Raw genomic sequence first — 19,193 nt, forward strand, 5'->3', positions numbered from 1 at the left:
TCGGGCCGAGCAATAGGGGCACAAAGTTTAGCGCCGAACTCGGTCTTTCAGAAGGGAAAGCCAGCCTTCAGACACACAAAAGCCGGGCTTGCCCGGCTTTTGTTGTAAAGCGAAGAACGCCTTACTTACGCTTCATCGACTGGAAGAACTCTTCGTTGGTCTTGGTCGCTTTCAGCTTGTCGGTAAGGAACTCGATGGCGGCAATTTCATCCATCGGGTGCAGCAACTTGCGCAGAATCCACATGCGCTGCAGTTCGTCCTCAGCGGTCAACAACTCTTCGCGGCGGGTGCCAGCGCGGTTGATGTTGATGGCCGGGAACACACGCTTCTCAGCAATACGACGGTCCAGCGGCAACTCCATGTTGCCGGTGCCTTTGAACTCTTCGTAAATCACTTCATCCATCTTCGAGCCGGTTTCCACCAGCGCGGTGGCGATGATGGTCAGCGAGCCGCCTTCTTCGATGTTACGCGCCGCACCGAAGAAGCGTTTCGGCTTCTCCAGAGCATGGGCGTCGACACCACCGGTGAGCACCTTGCCGGAGCTTGGGATCACGGTGTTGTAGGCACGCGCCAGACGGGTGATGGAGTCAAGCAGGATGACCACATCCTTCTTGTGCTCAACCAGGCGCTTGGCCTTCTCGATGACCATTTCGGCCACCTGCACGTGACGGGTTGGCGGCTCGTCGAAGGTCGACGCGACCACTTCGCCGCGCACGGTGCGCTGCATCTCGGTCACTTCTTCCGGGCGCTCGTCGATCAGCAGCACGATCAAGTGGCACTCAGGATTGTTGCGCGCGATGTTCGCCGCAATGTTCTGCAGCATGATGGTCTTACCGGCTTTCGGCGGTGCAACGATCAGGCCGCGCTGGCCTTTACCGATGGGCGCACACAGGTCGATGACCCGGCCGGTGATGTCTTCGGTGGAGCCGTTACCGGCCTCCATGACCAGACGCTTGTTGGGGAACAGCGGCGTGAGGTTTTCGAACAGAATTTTGTTCTTGGCGTTTTCCGGGCGGTCGTAGTTGATCGTGTCAACCTTGAGCAACGCGAAGTAGCGCTCGCCTTCTTTCGGCGGGCGAATCTTGCCGACGATGGTATCGCCTGTACGCAAGTTGAAGCGGCGGATCTGGCTCGGCGAGACGTAGATGTCATCGGGGCCAGCGAGGTACGAGGCATCCGCAGAGCGGAGAAAGCCGAAACCGTCCTGGAGAATCTCCAGCACGCCATCACCGGAGATTTCCTCACCGCTTTTAGCGTGTTTTTTCAACAGCGAGAAAATCACGTCCTGCTTGCGCGAACGGGCCATGTTTTCCAGGCCCAGTTGTTCGGCGAGTTCCAGCAGTTCGGTGATCGGCTTTTGCTTGAGTTCGGTCAGATTCATAGGAATGACGTAATCATGAGGGAGGGAAATAAGCTAATAAGCTTGGGAGGCCGTGCCACTGAGCGGCGATTTGATCGCCCGTGTGTATCGAGGGTATTCGCGGAGGAATCCGTCGGCGACGGCTTGCAGGGGGCTGCATAGGAAATGCAACGAGGCCGAATGTAACACCGGGTTTATTGATCCGTCCAGCACTCAGGCAGAAAAAAGCCCCGCATTTCACGGGGCTTTCACGAGCAGGCGGCGCTGTTGCCATGCACGGGCCATGGCCCGACAGAGCGGCTGGCCGAATACTTAGATGTTGCTGTCGAGGAAAGCCGCCAGCTGCGACTTGGACAGTGCACCCACTTTGGTCGCCTCAACATTGCCGTTCTTGAACAGCATCAGCGTCGGAATACCACGCACGCCGTATTTCGGCGGAGTGTCCTGATTTTCGTCGATGTTCAGCTTGCAGACCTTCAGCTTGCCTTGATAGACCTGGGCAATCTCATCGAGCACCGGCGCAATCATCTTGCAAGGGCCACACCACTCAGCCCAGTAATCGACCAGTACCGGACCTTCAGCCTGGATCACATCCTGGTCGAAGCTGGCATCGCTGACATTGGTGATGAAGTCGCTCATGGAAAGTCTCCGTATTCGGAAGCAAAAGATGGCCGACATCATAGCCCGGCTTTCCTTACACAGGAAGGCAGTGGCAATTGAGCTTCTCTATGACCCATAGCGAAATTTGTCGCCTGGACAGCCATGTCACAGTTTATTCAGACAGCCGGCAAACCCTCAGCCCTCGCTGTGCGACCCCCTTAACAAGGTCAGCCAACAGACCTGCGACATCAGTATGCGTTGGCGGAGCTGGGCTATCGTGGCACGATGGCACGGTTCCGCAATGAGATGGTTCTCCATGCCGTATACCCCTGCCGAGTCTTTTCCTTTGATTGCTGCTATCGACCTGGGCTCCAACAGCTTCCATATGGTGCTGGCCAAAGCCGACCATGGCGAGATCCGTATCCTCGAACGCCTCGGCGACAAGGTGCAACTGGCAGCTGGCATTGATGAAGAGCGCCTACTCAGTGAAGAGGCCATGCAGCGCGGGCTGGACTGCCTGCGCCGCTTTGCTCAGCTGACCGCCAGCCTGCCGGAAGGTGCAGTACGCGTCGTGGGCACCAATGCCCTGCGTGAGGCGCGTAACCGTGGCGAATTCATCCGCCGCGCCGAAGAAATCCTCGGCCACCCGGTTGAAGTCATCTCCGGACGCGAAGAAGCGCGACTGATCTACCTCGGCGTATCACACAGCATTGCCGACACCCCTGGCCGACGCCTGGTCGCCGATATCGGCGGTGGTAGTACCGAGTTCATCATTGGTCAGCGTTTCGAACCCCTGATCCGCGAAAGCCTGCAGATGGGCTGCGTCAGCTTCACCCAGCGTTTTTTCAAGGATGGCAAGATTACCCCGGCGCGTTACGCTCAGGCCTACACCGCTGCGCGCCTGGAAATCATGGGCATTGAGCACGCCCTGCGCCGCCTGGGCTGGGAAGATGCCGTCGGCGCATCGGGTACGATCAAAGCCGTAGGTCTGGCCATTCAGGCCGCCGGGCTCGGCTCCGGTGAAGTCAATGCAGCCGGCATGGCCTGGCTCAAACGCAAGATGTTCAAGATCGGCGAAGTAGAAAAGCTCGACCTTGACGGCATCAAGCCGGATCGCCGAGGCATCTTCCCGGCGGGCTTGGCGATTCTCGAAGCGATCTTCGACGCTTGCGATATCCAGCGCATGAGCCATTCCGAAGGTGCGCTGCGCGAAGGCGTGCTCTACGACCTGCTGGGCCGCCATCAGCATGAGGACGTGCGCGAGCGCACGCTGAGTTCGCTGATGGAGCGCTATCACGTCGACCTGGAGCAAGCCGCGCGAGTGGAGAGCAAGGCACTCTCTGCGCTGGACAAGGTCACCGGGGATTGGCAGCTGGAAGACGATTGGCACCGCGAGCTGCTCAGTTGGGCGGCCAAGGTGCATGAAGTGGGCCTGGACATCGCTCACTACCAATACCACAAGCACGGCGCTTATCTGGTCGAGCACTCCGACCTGTCCGGCTTCTCACGTCAAGATCAACAGATGCTCGCGCTCTTGGTGCGCGGCCACCGACGCAATATTCCCAAGGACAAGTTTGCCGAGTTCGGCGCCGAAGGCATCAAGCTGATCCGCCTGTGCGTACTGCTGCGCTTTGCCATCCTGTTCCACCACATCCGTGGTACTCAGGAAATGCCCAACGTGCAGCTCAAAGCGGCCGAACAGCGTCTGGAGATTCAGTTCCCTGAGGGCTGGCTGGAGAGCAACCCGCTGACCCAGGCAGATTTCACCCAGGAAGCGGAGTGGCTCAAACGGATCGGGATTGAACTGAGTGTGAGGTGACGCTCACGCCCTCCCCGCATTGGCAGAGGGCAATGGCGATGGGTATCAGCCCACTTGCCTAGCGGGCGCTGATCAGCGGTGCCGTCAGCTTCTCCAACAAGCCTGCCTGCGCGCTGCGTGGGTTCTGGTTACCGCTTGGGCTGACACGCAGATAACGCCCGTCCGGCTGCAGCACCCAGGCTTGGGTGTTGTCAGTCAGGTAGCTTTCCAGCTCCTTTTTAACCCGCAGAATCAGCTTCTTGCCTTCCACCGGGAAGCAGGTCTCGACGCGCTTGTCGAGGTTGCGCTCCATCCAGTCGGCACTCGACAGGTAAATTTTCTCCTCGCCGCCATTAAGGAAATAGAACACGCGCGTGTGTTCAAGGAAGCGACCGATGATCGAGCGCACCTGGATATTGTGCGACACCCCGATAATCCCAGGACGCAGGCAGCACATGCCGCGCACCACCAGATCGATCTTCACCCCGGTCTGGCTGGCCTTGTACAGCGCACGGATGATCTTCGGATCGGTCAACGAGTTGAACTTGGCAATGATATGCGCCGGCTTGCCCTCGGCCGCCAGCGCGGTTTCGCGGGCGATCATGTCGAGCAGGGTCTTCTTCAGGGTGAACGGCGCGTGCAGCAGCTTTTTCATGCGCAGGGTCTTACCCATGCCAATCAACTGACTGAACAGCTTGGACACGTCTTCACACAGCGCAACATCAGCGGTGAGCAGGCTGTAGTCGGTGTACAGCCTGGCGTTACCGGCGTGGTAGTTACCGGTACCCAGGTGTGCGTAGCGGACAATATCGCCGGCTTCGCGGCGCAAAATCAGCATCATTTTGGCGTGGGTCTTGAAACCCACCACACCGTAAATCACCACCGCACCAGCCGCCTGCAGGCGGCTGGCCAGTTGCAGGTTGGACTCTTCATCAAAGCGCGCACGCAGTTCAATCACCGCGGTCACTTCTTTGCCGTTACGCGCCGCTTCCACCAGCGCGTCGACGATCTCCGAGTTGGCCCCGGAGCGGTACAGCGTCTGCTTGATAGCCAGCACATGCGGGTCTTTCGCCGCCTGACGCAGCAGATCGACCACCGGGGTGAACGATTCAAAGGGGTGCAGCAACAGCACGTCCTGCTTGCTGATCACGCTGAAGATGTTCTCGGCGTTCTGCAACAGTTTGGGGATCACCGGGGTGAACGGTGTGTACTGCAGCTCCGGGTGGCTTTCCAGGCCGGTGATGCTGAACAGGCGGGTCAGGTTGACTGGACCATTGACCCGGTACAGCTCGGCCTCGGTCAGGCTGAACTGTTTGAGCAGGTAATCGAGCAGCGGGCGCGGGCAGGTATCGACCACCTCCAGGCGCACGGCATCGCCATAACGGCGGCTGAACAGCTCACCACGCAGGGCGCGGGCCAGGTCTTCGACGTCTTCGGTATCGACTGAGAGGTCAGCGTTACGGGTCAGGCGGAACTGGTAGCAACCTTTAACCTTCATGCCTTGGAACAGGTCATCGGCATGGGCGTGGATCATCGATGAGAGGAAGACAAAATTATCCCCCGGCCCGCCAACCTCTTCCGGCACTTTGATGATGCGCGGCAGCAAACGCGGGGCCGGAATGATCGCCAAACCGGAGTCGCGGCCGAAGGCATCAATGCCTTCCAGTTCGACGATAAAGTTCAGGCTCTTGTTCACCAGCAGCGGAAACGGGTGGGTCGGGTCGAGGCCGATCGGGGTGATGATCGGCGCGATCTCGTCGCGGAAATAGCGACGTACCCAGGCCTTGTGCTTGGCCGTCCAGAAGCGCCGGCGGATAAAGTTGACGTTGTGCTTGGCCAGCGCCGGGAACAGGGTGTCGTTAAGAATCGCGTACTGACGATCCACCTGTTCGTGCACCAACTCGGCAATCCGTGCCAGCGCCTGATGCGGTTGCAAGCCATCCGCGCCGGCCTGTTCGCGGGCGAAGTTGATCTGCTTCTTCAGACCAGCCACACGAATCTCGAAGAACTCATCCAGGTTGCTGGAGAAGATCAGCAGAAACTTCAACCGCTCCAGCAGCGGATAGGACTCATCCAGCGCCTGTTCCAACACGCGGATATTGAATTGCAGCTGCGACAGCTCGCGGTGAATATACAGGCTGCTGTCATCCAGGTTGTGGATCACCACAGGCGCCGGGACAACCACCGGAGCGGGTGCCTCGGCAGGTGGCGCCTCAACCACGGCGGCGTCCTCGACGACCGGCTGGGCGTCCTGCAATTCGGTGTTACTGAGTCCTTCGGTGTTCATCTGGAGTTCCTGTGGGGCCTACTGCCCCTGCTTCAGCAGTTCTGCCGCGCGCACGGCGAAATAAGTCAGGATGCCATCAGCACCCGCACGTTTGAAGGCGGTTAGTGATTCAAGAATCACCGCCTCGCCCAACCAGCCATTCTGGATCGCTGCCATGTGCATGGCGTACTCACCGCTGACCTGATAGACAAAGGTCGGCACTTTGAATTCCGTTTTGACCCGCCAGAGGATGTCCAGGTAGGGCATGCCCGGCTTGACCATGACCATGTCCGCGCCCTCAGCCAGGTCCGCCGCCACTTCATGCAGGGCTTCGTCGCCATTGGCCGGGTCCATCTGGTAGCTGGCCTTGTTGGCCTTGCCCAGGTTGGCCGCCGAACCCACCGCGTCGCGAAACGGGCCGTAGTAGGCGCTGGCGTACTTGGCCGAGTAGGCCATGATCCGCACATTGCTGTGGTCGGCCAGCTCCAGCGCCTCGCGGATCGCCTGTACGCGGCCATCCATCATGTCCGAGGGCGCGACCACCTGGGCACCGGCAGCGGCATGCGAGAGCGCCTGCTTGACCAATGCATCGACCGTAACATCGTTCATCACATAGCCGGAATCATCAAGGATGCCGTCCTGGCCGTGCGTGGTGAATGGGTCCAGTGCCACGTCGCTGATCACCCCCAGTTCGGGGAATTTGGCGCGCAGAGCACGGATGGCGCGCTGGGCGATGCCGTCCGGGTTCCAGGCTTCTTCCGCCAGCAGGGATTTCTTCTCCAGCGGCGTCACCGGGAACAGCGCCAGCGCCGGAATACCCAAAGCGACCCAGTGCTCGGCTTCCTTGAGCAGCAGGTCGATGGACAGGCGTTCGACGCCGGGCATCGAGGCAATCGCTTCGCGGCGGTTTTCGCCGTCGAGGACGAACACCGGCAGAATCAGGTCATCGACACTCAGGCGGTTTTCCCGCACCAGACGCCGGGAAAAATCATCACGGCGGTTGCGACGCAGGCGAGTGGCGGGAAACAGGCGATTGGCGGGGGTAAAGCTCACGGCAGACTCCGAAGCCCGCAGCAACGGGCGAGTGTGACAGTTATAAGCGGCCATTATGACCAAAGTATGACAACGCACGACAGCGCTGCGACCGCTTGCCGCAAGCCCAGCAAGCATAGCGCTGCGACGGGCGCGAGGATATGCCGGAAAAGCAGGAAGGTAGGCCGAATAACAAGGCTTAAACGCATAACGGTGGAACAGGCCTGCGCCTGTCCAGCGTTATCGGGTTCAGCAGCAGTCTCTGCCTAAGCAGGCACGGGATTATGTCCGCGCGGCGTCCAGAACAGCGCACCGACACTGAGCAGGCTGTAACCCAGCAGCAGCGCCCAGAGCAGTGGCTGAGCGGTTAGCAGACCAAGTTGCAGAGCCAGCCAGGCCGCCGGCAGGTTGAACAGTAGACGCAGTATTTCCAGACGCTTGGCCGTCGGCCGGTTTTCCAGCCAGCAGCCGATGGTCATCAGCCCCACGGCCATCCAGACGATGCCCAGCAGCGCCTGCGTCAGGCTCAGTGTGTCGCCCATGCCCAGCAGCCAGGTGCCCGCCACCACATACAGGCTGAACTGCACACCGGCGTAGAGCTTCTGCGCCAGACTCAGCGGCACGTCGAATTTGACGAACTGGCTAAGGTCCGGCTTGTTCTGCGGGTAGTTGGCCGCGACATCGGCCGGGCGCCAGCCGGTGCGCATAAACCAGATGCGCAGCTTGTCCCACCAGGACTCGGCCCGTACCGCGTCCTGCCACAGCGCAACATAGAACTGCGCATTGGCCCACAGCGGGTTCCAGCTGGCCAGCGGCGTGGTTACGCCGAATATCACCGGTTCTTCGTCCAATTCCTCCTGAAAGGTGCCAAACAACCGATCCCAGAGAATGAACACACCGCCGTAATTGCGATCCATATACACAGCATTCTGCGCATGGTGCACGCGGTGGTTGGACGGTGTGATAAAGAACCACTCGAACCAGCCCAATTTGGGGATATGCCGGGTGTGCACCCAGAACTGATAGAGCAGGTTGAGCGCCGCCACGGTGAGGAATACCAGCGGCGGCACACCAGCCATGGCCATCGGCAGGTAGAAGATCCAACCGAAAATAAAACCGGTACTGGTCTGCCGCAGCGCCGTGGAGAGGTTGTAGTCCTCGCTCTGATGGTGCACCGAGTGCGCGGCCCAGAGCACGTTGCGCTCGTGACCCAGGCGGTGGTTCCAGTAGTAACAGAAGTCGTAGAAGACGAAGGCAAACAGCCAGACCCACAGGCTGCTGGCCGACAACTCGAACACGCCGAAGTGTTGCCAGGCCAGGGTGTAGGTGAGCAACCCGACGGCCTTGGTCAGCAGGCCCACGGTGGTCGACAGCACCCCTGCACTGAGGCTGTTGAGGGCGTCGGAGAAGCGGTAGGTGCTGACCCCGCGCCAGCGGTCGAGCAGCAGTTCCAGGGCGATCAAGGCAAAGAAGAACGGTACGGCATAGAGGATGTAATTCATGGTTTCACCTGTTGCATAGGCCATATCGCAGCACGCGGCTAACGGCTAGGATGCTGAACAAATCCTAGCCCAGCGTCACATCCGCCTCGCGGCGCGCCATGCCAACCTGGGTGGCATATGGCGACATTAGGGCTCAGGCGACGACAGGACACGACTCAATTCGATACAGCGGGTTATTCAGGAGAATTTGATGAGCAAGAAAGTCGCGGTGATTCTTTCCGGCTGTGGCGTCTATGACGGCGCGGAAATCCATGAAAGCGTGATCACCCTGCTGCGCCTCGATCAGCGCGGCGCGCAGGTGCAGTGCTTCGCCCCCAACGTACCGCAGCTGCACGTAGTCGATCACTACAGTGGCGACGAAATGGACGACACGCGCAACGTACTGGTTGAGTCAGCACGCATCGCCCGCGGCAAGATCCAGGACGTCAAGGAGCTGCATGTCGGCGACTTCGATGCGCTGATCCTGCCCGGCGGTTTTGGCGTGGCGAAAAACCTCTCCGACTTCGCCATCAGCGGCGCCAACTGCACGGTGCAGCCCGATGTACTGAGCGCTACCCAGGCCTTCGTCAAAGCCGGCAAACCGGTGGGCCTGATCTGCATCGCCCCGGCGCTGGCCGCGAAGATCTTCGGCAACGGCGTGATCTGCACCATCGGCAAGGACCATGAAACCGCCGCGACTCTGGTGCAGATGGGCGCCGAGCACCATGAGTGTGAAGTCAGCGAGATTGTCGAAGACGCCGAACATAAGCTGATAACCACCCCGGCCTATATGCTCGCCCAGTCGATCAGTGAGGCCGCCTCGGGGATCAACAAGCTGGTGGATCGGGTATTGGAGCTCAGCCACCCAGCCTGACAGATCGCTGAAAAACTACCTGCGTTGGCAATACTGCGTTAAAAACGGCCTCGGAAGCCGCTGGCGGCTCACGCGCTTTAGCGCGACCCGAAGGGCGAGTGAAACGAGTCATGCTCATTTACAGCCCGTAAACTCCGCTTGATTCGCTGCGCTCACCCTGCGGGTCAGCCGCTGGCTGTTACTCCGCTACGCTGCGTTTCTCGGCCGTGTTGACCAGCCGGAGGCTGTTGCTAACGTAGCGCCTTGTCTTGCCTGCCTCGCCTACGTTTTTTCCAACGATCTGTTAATTGGCCGGCTCAGCCCGGCATATCAGGTCAATCACGCCAATGCGCGCGGCACTCCAGCCGCGCCACTGGCCAGATCAGCTCGAGTGCGGCAGGTTGAGCATCCCTTCGCCCAGGCACGATCTCCATGAACAACCCACCTTTTGAGCTCACCGCTGAATTACAGCAGGCGGTCAGCAACTTTTTTCAGCGCATTCCTTTCAATCAGGTGCTCGGTATCGAGTTGGATGAGCTGAGCGCCCAGCGCGTGACCATGCACCTGCCAATGAAGCCCGAACTGATCGGCAACTTTGTCCACGGCATTCTGCATGGCGGGGTGATTTCCTCGTTGCTGGATGTGGCTGGCGGCGCCATGGCGTTGATTGGCGCCTTCGATAAGCACCAGCATTTGTCCAGCGCCGAGCGCATGGCGCGGCTGTCAAAGCTCGGCACCATCGACCTGCGCATCGACTACCTGCGCCCCGGCCGCGGCCAGCGCTTTACCGCCACCGCCGTGCTCTTGCGCACAGGCAACAAGGTGGCGGTGGTGCGCAGCGAACTGCACAGCGACGATGGCACCCTGGTCGCTGTCGGCACTGGCACTTATCTGTGCGGATAGTCCAGGTCGGTTCAGAGAGCAGCGATGCGGGAGGGCTTTAGCCGCATGAGACGCCAAGGCTCGCCGCTGAAGCGCCTCCCACAGCAGCACGCAGGATGCACTAACGGCTCAAGCGGGTGAGGATGCGGTCCAGTGAATTGGCGAACGCCTGTTTGTCGCGCTCGCCATACGGCGGCTGACCGCCGCCGACCTGGCCCAGTTCGCGCAGCTCGGTAAACAGGTTACGCACGGCCAGCTTGTCGCCCATGTTGCGCTCATCAAACTCGCGGCCGCGTGGGTCGAGAGCCGCCACGCCTTTTTTCACCAGGCGGTCGGCCAGCGGTACGTCGCTGCAGATCACCAACTCACCTGGCACAGCGTGTTCAACCAGGTAATCATCCGCCGCATCCGGGCCACTGGGTACCACGATCAGCCGCACGCAGCTGTAGGCCGGTTTGACTTGCGCCTGCCCCGCCACCAGCAGCACCTCGAAGCGCCGCTTCAGGGCGAACTTCACCACCTGATCCTTGGCCGCCTTAGGGCAGGCATCGGCATCAATCCAGACTCGCATGCGCGTGTTCTCCCTCAGCAAAGCATCATTATGCCAGTTGCAACCTGCGAGCCATGCTCGCCGCCACTGTTCACGCTGAGTGTCATCCCCTGAGAGACGACAGCTGGTCTGGACGCGAACAAATTGCCATTACGCACCACAAAATTGGGCATATAATTTCGCCCCCACCATTTATGCCCAAAAGGTATTTTGGCCCTCGCGCTTATGAGGGATTGGCAGGATAGCCAAAAGCAATGCACGCCAAGCGGACCTCGTCTTGCTGACCGCAGAGTCGGCAGAATTTACGAACCCGATGAAAATGTGAGTATCCGATGCAATCTCGTGCTCTAGTCGCGCTCATGCTGTGCGCGTCTTTGCTCCTAAGCGGCTGTGCGGCTTTCCGCAGCTACGAAAGCGAGCTGACCCAAACCAACCAGCACCTGCAAAACGGTGATATCGACGCAGCCCTGGCGCTCCTGGAAAAGAACAACAACGGCGAAAGCAAAGACCTTCTCTACTACTTCGAGAAAGGCGAACTGCTGCGCAGCAAAGGCGATCTGCAAGGTAGCCTGGCCGCCTGGACCGAGGCTGACAAGCAGGTCATGGCGTGGGAAGAAGCTGTGCGCGGCGACCCAAACAAATACCTGGGCGAATTCGGCAGCTTTCTGGTCAATGACCGGGTGCGCCGTTATGAAGGGTATGACTACGAAAAAGTCATGCTAACCACCCAGATGGCCATCAACCACCTGGCCTTAGGCGACTTCGAAGCGGCGCGCGTTGAAATCAAGAAGACCCATGAGCGCGAAGCACTGATTGCTGAACTGCGCGACAAGGAATACCTCAAGCGCGAGGAAGAGGCCGAAAAACAGGGCGTCACGGCCGAACTCAAGGACCTCCAGGGTTACCCCGTGGAGTCGCTGAATGCCCCAGAGGTGATCAGCCTGAAGAACAGCTATCAGAGCGCCTTCAGCCACTACCTGTCCGGCTTCGTTTATGAAGCGCTGGGCGAACGCGGCATGGCCGCCCCTGGCTACCGCAAGGCTGCTGAATTACGCCCTGACACGCCGCTGCTGGAGCAGGCACTGCTTGAGCTGGACAAGCCCGACGCCCGTGCAGCCGATCAAAGCGATGTGCTGCTGGTGGTGCAAACCGGGCTGGCTCCGGCACGGGACTCGGTCCGCATTCCTCTGCCAATTCCAACCAGCAGTGGTCTGATCATCACCCCGCTGTCCTTCCCGGTGATTAAAAGCGATGCCTCCACTGCAGACATCAGCAGCCTGTCGCTGGACGCACAGAGCCTGAGCCTGACTGAACTCAACAGCACTGAAGCCATGTCGCGCCGCGCGTTGCGTGACGACATGCCCGGCATCATTCTGCGCACCAGCGTACGTGCCGCCACACGCAGCGTGGCCCAAAAACAGCTCAACGATGTCAACCCGCTCGCAGGCCTGGCCGTAGGCATCGCATCGGCCATCACCGAAGGCGCCGATGAACGCACCTGGCGCACCCTGCCCGACAACACCCAGATCATTCGCCTGCGACTGAAAAAAGGTGAGCATCTGCTGCAACTCGCCGACAGTCAGGTACGTCTGAAGGTTGAACAGAACTACCAGGTTGTGCCACTGCGCCTGATCGGCAGGCAGATTTTCACCAGCGGCACCGCCGCCAATCTGGTTACACCCGCGCCGCTGCCCAGTGTGGCACAGGCCTCTAGCCTTTAAGGAGACAGATGATGTCACGTCCGCTTTTTGCCATTTTCGGCCTGGCCCTGTTGGCCGGCTGTGCCACACCGCCCCCGCCTGCACCAGGCAGCGCGGCCAGCAAGGTGGTATCGCTCGGCAGCATGGAGCACATCGAAGTCGGTGCCATGCGCGTTGCCCGTGAAAACGGTTTTCTCACCGTCAAAGTCGAGCTGAAGAACAGCAGCCACAAAAACAAATCCATGTACTACCGCTTTGCCTGGCTGGGCAATGACGGGTTCCCGGTTGCCGGCGAAGAAGGCTGGAAAAGCCTGACCCTGTACGGCACGCAAACCGCCTACCTGCCTGCCATCGCCCCAGTGCCGCAGGCCACCGACTTCCGTCTGGAAGTCCAGACGCCCGACAATAACGTCAACCTGTTCCGTTAAGAGAGATCGCCATGTTGTTTGCACGCCTTTCCTTCGTAGCCGCCCTTGCTCTGCTGGCCAGTGGCTGTGCCTCCACCTCGTCGCCCGTGCTCGGTGGCGGCAATGTCAGCTATGGCGACAGCAAGGCTGTCGAGCTGGTAACCAATGAGTTCGGCTCCACCGATCTGCAGATGATCGCCGAATCGATGACCCGCTCGCTGGCTCAGTCTGGCGTGCTGCAGGGGCGTCCGGTGGTGCAGGTATACGATGTGAAGAACAAGACCAGCGAGTACATCGATACCCGCGAAATCACCACATCGATCAAGACCCAGTTGCTGAAGAGCGGTGTAGCCCGTTTCGCCAGTGACAATGTCGACATGCAGAGCCAGGTTGACCAGCTGAAGCTGCAGAACCAGAGCGGCCTGTACAAGAACTCCACGGTAGCCAAAACCGGCAACATGATTGCTGCCCAATACCGCCTGGAAGGCTCGATCAGCTCCATCGTCAAACGCAGCAGCGATTACAAAGACGTGTTCTACAAGTTCAGCCTGCAACTGGTCGATGTGGAAAGCGGCCTGGCCGAGTGGATGGACGAAAAAGAAATCCGCAAAACTACGGAGCGCTGAGATGAAGCATCTGATCGCATTACTGCTGCTCGGCATCGCCGGGCTGGCCCAGGCTGCACCCAAGATCGCGGTCACCGATCTGGCTTACGAGGAACGTGTACGCGAATACATCCGCGTGGTCAGTGCGCACAGCCAGGCCCAGGCCAGTGGCTTTTCGGCAAGCAACTCGTCCAGCTACAACGAAGTGGAAGGAACCTACAGCTACGTTGAGCGCGGCGAACTGCGCAAGTTCACCGGTGACATCAAGGGCGAGATCCTCAAATCACGGATGTTCCAGCTGATTCAGGGCAAACCCTACACCGCCAAGCAGAACGAAGGCCTCTACGACGTCATCGCGCGGATCAAGCAGGGTCACTTCAAGGGCGCTGACTATGTGCTGTTCGGCACCCTGTCGGATATCGACTTCCGCCAGGACCTCAACGACATAGCCGAAACCGACAGCTACTCCAAGGTGCTCGGCCTGACCCTGGTGGCGGATTTCAGCCTGATCAATACCCGAACCTACGAAATCACCTCGGCGTTCACCGCCATGGGTGAAGCGCAGGACGTGAAACTGGTCAATGGCAACGATATCCGCGTCACCCCCAATCGCGGGCGAGTAATCCGCGATGTGTCCAAGGCGCTGGGTGAAGACGTTGCCGGTCAGCTGCACGAGCAACTGCTCGGTAACCGTACCCCTGGCCTGCAAAGCCCGTCAGGCAACAGCACACTGCCCCCCAACGAAGCGCCGGTCATTCTGCGTTAATCCACAGGCGGCCCGATGGCCGCCTGTTTTTTCTGGCTCAGGCGACCTTGCGAGTCAATTGGCTGCGCCCATACAACAGGATGATGGCCGCCAGCGCCGTGGCCTGGGCCGCCAGGCTGTAGGCGTCATCATGAATACCCAGCCAGTCGAACTCGAAAAACGCCACCGGCTGCGTCGCCAGCACCCCGGCTTCCTGCAGCGCCGCCACACCATGGCCGGCGAACACCACCGAGAGCACGCAGAGCAACACTGCATTAGCACCGAAGAAAGTTGCCAGCGGCAGCTTGCGCGAGCCGCGCAGGATCACCCAGGCCAGCCCGAGCAGCAGCACCAGCGCCGCGGCCGCACCGGCCAGCACCATGCCATGGCCTTGCGGACCAGCCTGCAGCCAGAGGGTTTCATAGAACAGGATGACTTCAAACAACTCGCGGTACACCGAGAAGAACGCCAGCACGGCAAAGCCGAAACGACCGCCACCGCCGACCAGACTGCTCTTGATGTAATCCTGCCAGGCTGCGGCATGCCGGCGGTCATGCATCCACACCCCGAGCCAGAGCACCATCACGCTGGCGAACAGCGCAGTCACGCCTTCCAGCAGTTCACGCTGCGCACCGCTGACGTCAATCAGATAGGCCGCTAGTGCCCAGGTGCCAGCCCCAGCCAGCAGCGCCAGGCCCCAGCCGATATGCACACTGCGCACCGCCTGTTGCTGGCCGGTGTTGCGCAGGAAGGCCAGAATCGCCGCCAGCACCAGAATCGCCTCCAGCCCTTCACGCAGCAGAATCAGCAGGCTGGAGAAGAAACTCAGCGAAGCCGACAGGCCATCGCTGTCGAGCAAGGCGGCAGCAGTCGCCAACTCGGCCTTGGCCTGCTCCAGCCGCTGCGCCGCCTGCGGCACCGGCAAACCGTCCTGGAGCGCCTGGCGGTAAGCCATCAGCGCCCGTTCGGTGGTCTTGCGCTGCACCGAGTCGAGGTTATCCAGGGCGCTTTCGACCAGCTCGAAGCCCTCCAGATAAGCGCCGACAGACAGGTCATAGGCCTGCTCGTGCTCACCGACGCGGTAGGCCGCCAGGCTCTGCTCCAGGGTCGCGCGAGTATGCTCGATCAACTGCAGCGGGCCACGCTGTTGCACCGGAGGCTGAGCACGCTGGATACGGAAGCGTGCAGCCGCTTCATCGCCCTGCGCGGCGGCCACTTCATCCGGGTTTGTACCGGCCAACGCCGCCATCGTGAACGGCGCACCGACGGCAACCGGCTCGGCACTGAAGCCGGCGATATAACTGGCCAGGTCCCAGCGCTGACGCTCATCCAACTGATCGGCAAAAGCCGCCATGTCCGTACCTTCGATGCCCAGACCGATGGTATTGAACAGGTCATACAGGCTCAAACGGTTGAGCCGCGCCAGGTCGCGCAGGTTGGCTGGAGGCGGCTCCAGGCCGATACCGGCCGGCCCATCACCCGCACCGCTATCACCGTGGCACACGCTGCAGTGCTGGGCAAACAGCGGCGCGCCACGGCTAGGATCGGGGGTAATCGCCGGGGTCTGACTGACCCCATAAGCGCTGGCCAGGGTCGCGGCCAGCTGCCGTGCCTGCTGAGCAACCTGGCCGCCGTCGACACGCTGTTCAATGCCCTGGCGCAGACTGGCAACGCCCTGTTCCAACTCGGCTTGCTCGCTACGCGCTGGCAGCGCAACGATCAGCCCTTGCAGTACAGTAAGAAACTCAAGCTGCTCACGGTATTCGCCGGAGTCGATCACCTGACCATTGGCCACGGTGGCCGGGTAGTCAGCGCCCAGGTAACCGAGCAGATGCAATGCTTGCGCCGCGCCCTCGATGGGCTCGGCCATAACAGCCAGGCTGCAGAATGCCAACACAGGCACCAGCAACCAGCTGCAGAAACGTAAAACGGAAGTCATATAGGAGTTGATCCCAAATACGAATGGATGACATTCGATTGTTGCCCTCCTAATAACTTTCCTCAACCACTGATCGACCATGGCCCGCGACGGATCGTCGCAACGGTGCAGGAGTGATGCGATGACTTTTTGGCAACGCCTGAATGAACCCGCGCATGTTGCGGTCTGTGGCGCCAGTCGGGGGATCGGCCTGGCGCTGACCACACAATTGCTCGCCCGCACCGATGTCGCCGCGGTCTGGGCCATCACCCGCCAAGCCAGTCAGGCGCCCGGCCTGCTTGAGCTACAAGCGCAATACGGCCAACGCTTGCACTGTCTGGATGTGGATGTGTGCGATGAACAGGCGCTAAGCGAGCTGGCCGCGCATTTACGCACCGTCATCCCGCGCCTGCACCTGCTGCTGTGCACCGTTGGCGTGCTGCAGGACGGCGCGGCGAAAGCGGAAAAGGGCCTGGGTCAGATCACGCTTGAGGGGTTGCTGGCAACCTTTCAGCGCAACAGCTTTGCGCCGATCTTGCTGCTCAAGCATTTGTTGCCGCTGCTACGCGGCCAGCATGCCTGCACAGTGGCGGCGCTGTCGGCGCGGGTCGGTTCGATTGGCGACAACCGCCTCGGCGGCTGGTACAGCTACCGCGCCAGCAAAGCCGCGTTGAATCAACTGCTGCACACGGCGAGCATTGAGCTGAGCCGGCTCAACCCCAACAGCTGCGTGCTCAGCCTGCACCCCGGCACCACCAACACCGACCTGTCGAAACCCTTTCAGGCCAATGTGCCCGCCGACAAACTGTTTACCCCACGCTACTCCGCCGAATGCCTGCTGGCGCAGATTGAGCAGCACGGCCCGGCTCAGACCGGCACGTTCTGGGGCTGGGACGGCCAGCCGATTCCCTGGTAACTATGTCCGCGAAGATCAGACTGGCGCGCGACGTACGCTGGCCAGCAGTGCCGCCGCCCCCACAAACAGCGCGCCGAAAGTGCGGTTCATCAGCTTCTGCTGACGCGGCGAACGCAACGCGCCCAACACACGTGCGGCCAGACCGGTGTAACCGGCCATCACAATCAGATCGACGCAGATCATGGTCACGCCCATCACCAGGTACTGCATCAGCAGCGGCGCCTGCGGGTTAAGGAACTGCGGCAGCACCGCGAGCATGAACACAATCGCTTTGGGGTTGCTGAAGTTGACCAGAAAACCGCGCAGCACCAGAGTCAGCGGTCGGCCGATGGGCCGTTCGGTCTGTGCGCTCATGTCGCTGGGCAGCGCCTGCCATTGGCGATAGCCGAGGTACACCAGGTAAACCACACCGAACCACTTGATCAGGCTAAAGGCCAATTCCGACGCGGCCAGAATCGCCCCGACACCGGCGGCCACGATAGCGATCTGCAACACCAGGCCCAACTGCAGGCCCAGGGCATTCCAGTAACCGCGCAGAAACCCGTATTGCAGCCCTGCGGACATCGAGGCAATCGCCCCGGCACCCGGCGACAGGCTGATGACCCAACAGGCCACAAAGAATGCAAGCCAGGTTTCCAGTGCCATGGCATTTCTCCGTTAAACAAATGCGAAATAAAAAGGGGTAGGCCTTAGCCTACCCCTTGTCGATTGCCTCGCCCAGCCTGTGGTTTAGTTTGGCAAGTCCTTGCGCAACTGCACCGGCTCCGCGTCTTCTTCCTTGCGTGCACGAGCACGAGCGGTGCGCATGCGGATATTGACGGCTTCCACCGCCAGCGAGAAGGCCATGGCGAAGTACACATAACCCTTCGGCACATGCACTTCGAAGGCTTCGGCGATCAACACGGTACCGACCACGATGAGGAACGACAGGGCAAGAATTTTCAGGCTCGGGTGCTTGTCGATAAAGTCGCTGATAGTGCCGGCTGACAGCATCATCACGATCACCGAAATCACAATGGCCGCGACCATGACGGGCACGTTGTCGACCAGGCCGACCGCAGTGATTACCGAGTCCAGGGAGAACACGATGTCGATGATCGCGATCTGCACGATGATGCCCATGAAGCCATAGGTCTTGCCACCGACGGTTTGAGCCTCTTCTTCACCTTCCAGGCTGTGGAAGATCTCCGCCGTACTCTTCCACAGCAGGAACAGGCCACCGAAGAACAGGATCAGATCACGGCCGGAGAAGCCTTGGTCGAATACATGGAACAGATCGGCGGTCAGGCGCATCACCCAACTGATCGATAGCAGCAGCAGAATCCGCGTGCCCATGGCCAGGGCCAGGCCGAAGAAACGCGCCTTGGGTTGCTGATGCTTGGGCAGACGACTGACCAGGATCGAGATAAAAATGATGTTGTCGATGCCGAGGACGATTTCCAAGGCCGTCAATGTCAGAAAAGCGACCCAGAGCTCCGGGCTGGCCAACCATTCCATAAATGCTTAAACCTCTTTGTTTCGGGGTGAGGGGAGTTCGCCATTGCGCCAGCGGCGCACGGCCTTTTGGAAAAACAAACTGTTGGGCACCTGCATCAGCGCGCCCACACCTTCCTCACTGAGGTCTTCGAGGGTGGTGTAAAACAGGTTCACCGACAAGACGCGGCCTTTGACTCCAGGCTTGTCAGCGCTTTCGATGACTTCAACACAGTCGCCGATACGGAACGGCCCCAGGGTGATGATCAGCAGCGCACAGAACAGGTTGGACAGCACGCTCCAGATAGCAAAGAACGCGACAGCGGCGACAGCCACAAACCCTGTGAGCGCCGTCCACAGAACCTCAGCCGACACGCCCAACCGCTCCAGCACCAGCATGAATGCACTGCCCATGATCAGCCATCGCACCGTTCCGCGCAGCGGTAACAGCACCTCGGCCGGTAGCTGCGGATAACGTGCACCCAAGCTATTCAGGCCACGCGCCAAAAAGCGTTGCAGCCCCCAGGCCAAGAACAGAATCAGCAGTACCTGACCTGCGCGAATCAGCGGCTCGCTATAGGTCAACAGCCATGCGTAAGAAGGCCAC

Annotated in this window: 18 protein-coding genes; 8 read left to right on the forward strand and 10 right to left on the reverse strand. The window is 60.3% G+C overall.

Annotated features, from left to right (window positions below; translation table 11 throughout):
- Positions 1–121: 121 nt before the first annotated feature.
- Positions 122–1,381, reverse strand: a complete 1,260-nt coding sequence (gene rho, locus OU997_RS06895) for a transcription termination factor Rho (protein WP_267809489.1) — start codon at positions 1,379–1,381, stop codon at positions 122–124.
- 291 nt (positions 1,382–1,672) lie between these two features.
- A complete protein-coding gene (trxA, locus tag OU997_RS06900; RefSeq protein WP_108489119.1) occupies positions 1,673–1,999 on the reverse strand; it encodes a thioredoxin TrxA in 327 nt (108 codons plus the stop codon).
- Between the two features lie 277 nt (positions 2,000–2,276).
- On the opposite strand from trxA, the gene ppx reads away from it, so the two are divergent.
- On the forward strand, positions 2,277–3,779 hold the full coding sequence (ppx, locus tag OU997_RS06905; protein WP_108489118.1) for an exopolyphosphatase: 1,503 nt from the start codon (positions 2,277–2,279) through the stop codon (positions 3,777–3,779).
- 58 nt (positions 3,780–3,837) lie between these two features.
- Here the strand turns inward: ppx and ppk1 are convergent, their stop codons facing one another.
- The 3 genes from ppk1 to OU997_RS06920 form a co-directional block, all read right to left on the reverse strand.
- A complete protein-coding gene (ppk1, locus tag OU997_RS06910) occupies positions 3,838–6,045 on the reverse strand; it encodes a polyphosphate kinase 1 (protein ID WP_267809490.1) in 2,208 nt (735 codons plus the stop codon).
- A gap of 18 nt (positions 6,046–6,063) precedes the next feature.
- Positions 6,064–7,077 (reverse strand): porphobilinogen synthase, encoded by a 1,014-nt coding sequence (hemB, locus tag OU997_RS06915; RefSeq protein ID WP_108489116.1) that lies wholly within the window; start codon positions 7,075–7,077, stop codon positions 6,064–6,066.
- Between the two features lie 245 nt (positions 7,078–7,322).
- Positions 7,323–8,558 carry a sterol desaturase family protein gene (locus tag OU997_RS06920; protein ID WP_267809491.1) on the reverse strand — a complete coding sequence of 412 codons (1,236 nt, stop codon included), beginning with the start codon at positions 8,556–8,558 and terminating at the stop codon, positions 7,323–7,325.
- Between the two features lie 190 nt (positions 8,559–8,748).
- Between OU997_RS06920 and elbB the strand changes: the two genes are divergently transcribed.
- The gene (gene elbB / locus OU997_RS06925) at positions 8,749–9,411 is read left to right on the forward strand and encodes an isoprenoid biosynthesis glyoxalase ElbB (RefSeq protein ID WP_108489115.1); all 663 of its coding nucleotides are present in this window, start codon (positions 8,749–8,751) and stop codon (positions 9,409–9,411) included.
- A 411-nt stretch (positions 9,412–9,822) separates the two neighbouring features.
- Positions 9,823–10,293 (forward strand): thioesterase family protein, encoded by a 471-nt coding sequence (locus OU997_RS06930; RefSeq protein ID WP_108489114.1) that lies wholly within the window; start codon positions 9,823–9,825, stop codon positions 10,291–10,293.
- 100 nt (positions 10,294–10,393) lie between these two features.
- Here the strand turns inward: OU997_RS06930 and OU997_RS06935 are convergent, their stop codons facing one another.
- On the reverse strand, positions 10,394–10,843 hold the full coding sequence (locus OU997_RS06935) for a YaiI/YqxD family protein (protein WP_108489113.1): 450 nt from the start codon (positions 10,841–10,843) through the stop codon (positions 10,394–10,396).
- A gap of 311 nt (positions 10,844–11,154) precedes the next feature.
- Between OU997_RS06935 and OU997_RS06940 the strand changes: the two genes are divergently transcribed.
- Genes OU997_RS06940 through OU997_RS06955 form a run of 4 tightly spaced genes read left to right on the forward strand, consistent with a single transcriptional unit; the run spans position 11,155 to position 14,300 of the window.
- Positions 11,155–12,543, forward strand: coding sequence for a COG3014 family protein (locus OU997_RS06940; protein WP_108489112.1), 1,389 nt, complete (start codon positions 11,155–11,157; stop codon positions 12,541–12,543).
- 11 nt (positions 12,544–12,554) lie between these two features.
- The gene (locus OU997_RS06945; RefSeq protein ID WP_108489111.1) at positions 12,555–12,950 is read left to right on the forward strand and encodes a YcfL family protein; all 396 of its coding nucleotides are present in this window, start codon (positions 12,555–12,557) and stop codon (positions 12,948–12,950) included.
- Between the two features lie 14 nt (positions 12,951–12,964).
- On the forward strand, positions 12,965–13,555 hold the full coding sequence (lpoB, locus tag OU997_RS06950; RefSeq protein WP_177480041.1) for a penicillin-binding protein activator LpoB: 591 nt from the start codon (positions 12,965–12,967) through the stop codon (positions 13,553–13,555).
- 1 nt (position 13,556) lies between these two features.
- Entirely contained in the window at positions 13,557–14,300 is a 744-nt protein-coding gene (locus OU997_RS06955; RefSeq protein ID WP_108489109.1) for a penicillin-binding protein activator LpoB, read from the forward strand.
- A gap of 37 nt (positions 14,301–14,337) precedes the next feature.
- Here the strand turns inward: OU997_RS06955 and OU997_RS06960 are convergent, their stop codons facing one another.
- Positions 14,338–16,218 carry an FTR1 family protein gene (locus OU997_RS06960; RefSeq protein WP_267809492.1) on the reverse strand — a complete coding sequence of 627 codons (1,881 nt, stop codon included), beginning with the start codon at positions 16,216–16,218 and terminating at the stop codon, positions 14,338–14,340.
- Positions 16,219–16,339: 121 nt separating this feature from the next.
- Between OU997_RS06960 and OU997_RS06965 the strand changes: the two genes are divergently transcribed.
- A complete protein-coding gene (locus tag OU997_RS06965) occupies positions 16,340–17,113 on the forward strand; it encodes an SDR family NAD(P)-dependent oxidoreductase (RefSeq protein ID WP_267809493.1) in 774 nt (257 codons plus the stop codon).
- A gap of 15 nt (positions 17,114–17,128) precedes the next feature.
- On the opposite strand, the gene rhtB is transcribed toward OU997_RS06965, so the two are convergent.
- The 3 genes from rhtB to OU997_RS06980 form a co-directional block, all read right to left on the reverse strand.
- A complete protein-coding gene (rhtB, locus tag OU997_RS06970; protein WP_108489106.1) occupies positions 17,129–17,758 on the reverse strand; it encodes a homoserine/homoserine lactone efflux protein in 630 nt (209 codons plus the stop codon).
- Positions 17,759–17,842: 84 nt separating this feature from the next.
- Entirely contained in the window at positions 17,843–18,610 is a 768-nt protein-coding gene (locus OU997_RS06975) for a TerC family protein (RefSeq protein ID WP_108489105.1), read from the reverse strand.
- Positions 18,611–18,616: 6 nt separating this feature from the next.
- Positions 18,617–19,174, reverse strand: a complete 558-nt coding sequence (locus OU997_RS06980) for a mechanosensitive ion channel family protein (RefSeq protein ID WP_108489137.1) — start codon at positions 19,172–19,174, stop codon at positions 18,617–18,619.
- Positions 19,175–19,193: the final 19 nt, after the last annotated feature.

The sequence above is a fragment of the Pseudomonas sp. SL4(2022) genome, assembly GCF_026625725.1.
Lineage (GTDB): Bacteria > Pseudomonadota > Gammaproteobacteria > Pseudomonadales > Pseudomonadaceae > Aquipseudomonas.

What these genes read in the sequence shown, in the direction of transcription:
- OU997_RS06975 (WP_108489105.1), bottom strand. Translation starts at nt 18,610, where the DNA reads ATGGAATGGTTGGCCAGCCCGGAGCTCTGGGTCGCTTTTCTGACATTG.
- OU997_RS06955 (WP_108489109.1), top strand. Translation starts at nt 13,557, where the DNA reads ATGAAGCATCTGATCGCATTACTGCTGCTCGGCATCGCCGGGCTGGCC.
- OU997_RS06960 (WP_267809492.1), bottom strand. Translation starts at nt 16,218, where the DNA reads ATGACTTCCGTTTTACGTTTCTGCAGCTGGTTGCTGGTGCCTGTGTTG.
- ppk1 (WP_267809490.1), bottom strand. Translation starts at nt 6,045, where the DNA reads ATGAACACCGAAGGACTCAGTAACACCGAATTGCAGGACGCCCAGCCG.
- OU997_RS06965 (WP_267809493.1), top strand. Translation starts at nt 16,340, where the DNA reads ATGACTTTTTGGCAACGCCTGAATGAACCCGCGCATGTTGCGGTCTGT.
- OU997_RS06920 (WP_267809491.1), bottom strand. Translation starts at nt 8,558, where the DNA reads ATGAATTACATCCTCTATGCCGTACCGTTCTTCTTTGCCTTGATCGCC.
- elbB (WP_108489115.1), top strand. Translation starts at nt 8,749, where the DNA reads ATGAGCAAGAAAGTCGCGGTGATTCTTTCCGGCTGTGGCGTCTATGAC.
- ppx (WP_108489118.1), top strand. Translation starts at nt 2,277, where the DNA reads ATGCCGTATACCCCTGCCGAGTCTTTTCCTTTGATTGCTGCTATCGAC.
- rhtB (WP_108489106.1), bottom strand. Translation starts at nt 17,758, where the DNA reads ATGGCACTGGAAACCTGGCTTGCATTCTTTGTGGCCTGTTGGGTCATC.
- trxA (WP_108489119.1), bottom strand. Translation starts at nt 1,999, where the DNA reads ATGAGCGACTTCATCACCAATGTCAGCGATGCCAGCTTCGACCAGGAT.
- OU997_RS06930 (WP_108489114.1), top strand. Translation starts at nt 9,823, where the DNA reads ATGAACAACCCACCTTTTGAGCTCACCGCTGAATTACAGCAGGCGGTC.
- rho (WP_267809489.1), bottom strand. Translation starts at nt 1,381, where the DNA reads ATGAATCTGACCGAACTCAAGCAAAAGCCGATCACCGAACTGCTGGAA.
- OU997_RS06940 (WP_108489112.1), top strand. Translation starts at nt 11,155, where the DNA reads ATGCAATCTCGTGCTCTAGTCGCGCTCATGCTGTGCGCGTCTTTGCTC.
- OU997_RS06945 (WP_108489111.1), top strand. Translation starts at nt 12,555, where the DNA reads ATGTCACGTCCGCTTTTTGCCATTTTCGGCCTGGCCCTGTTGGCCGGC.
- OU997_RS06935 (WP_108489113.1), bottom strand. Translation starts at nt 10,843, where the DNA reads ATGCGAGTCTGGATTGATGCCGATGCCTGCCCTAAGGCGGCCAAGGAT.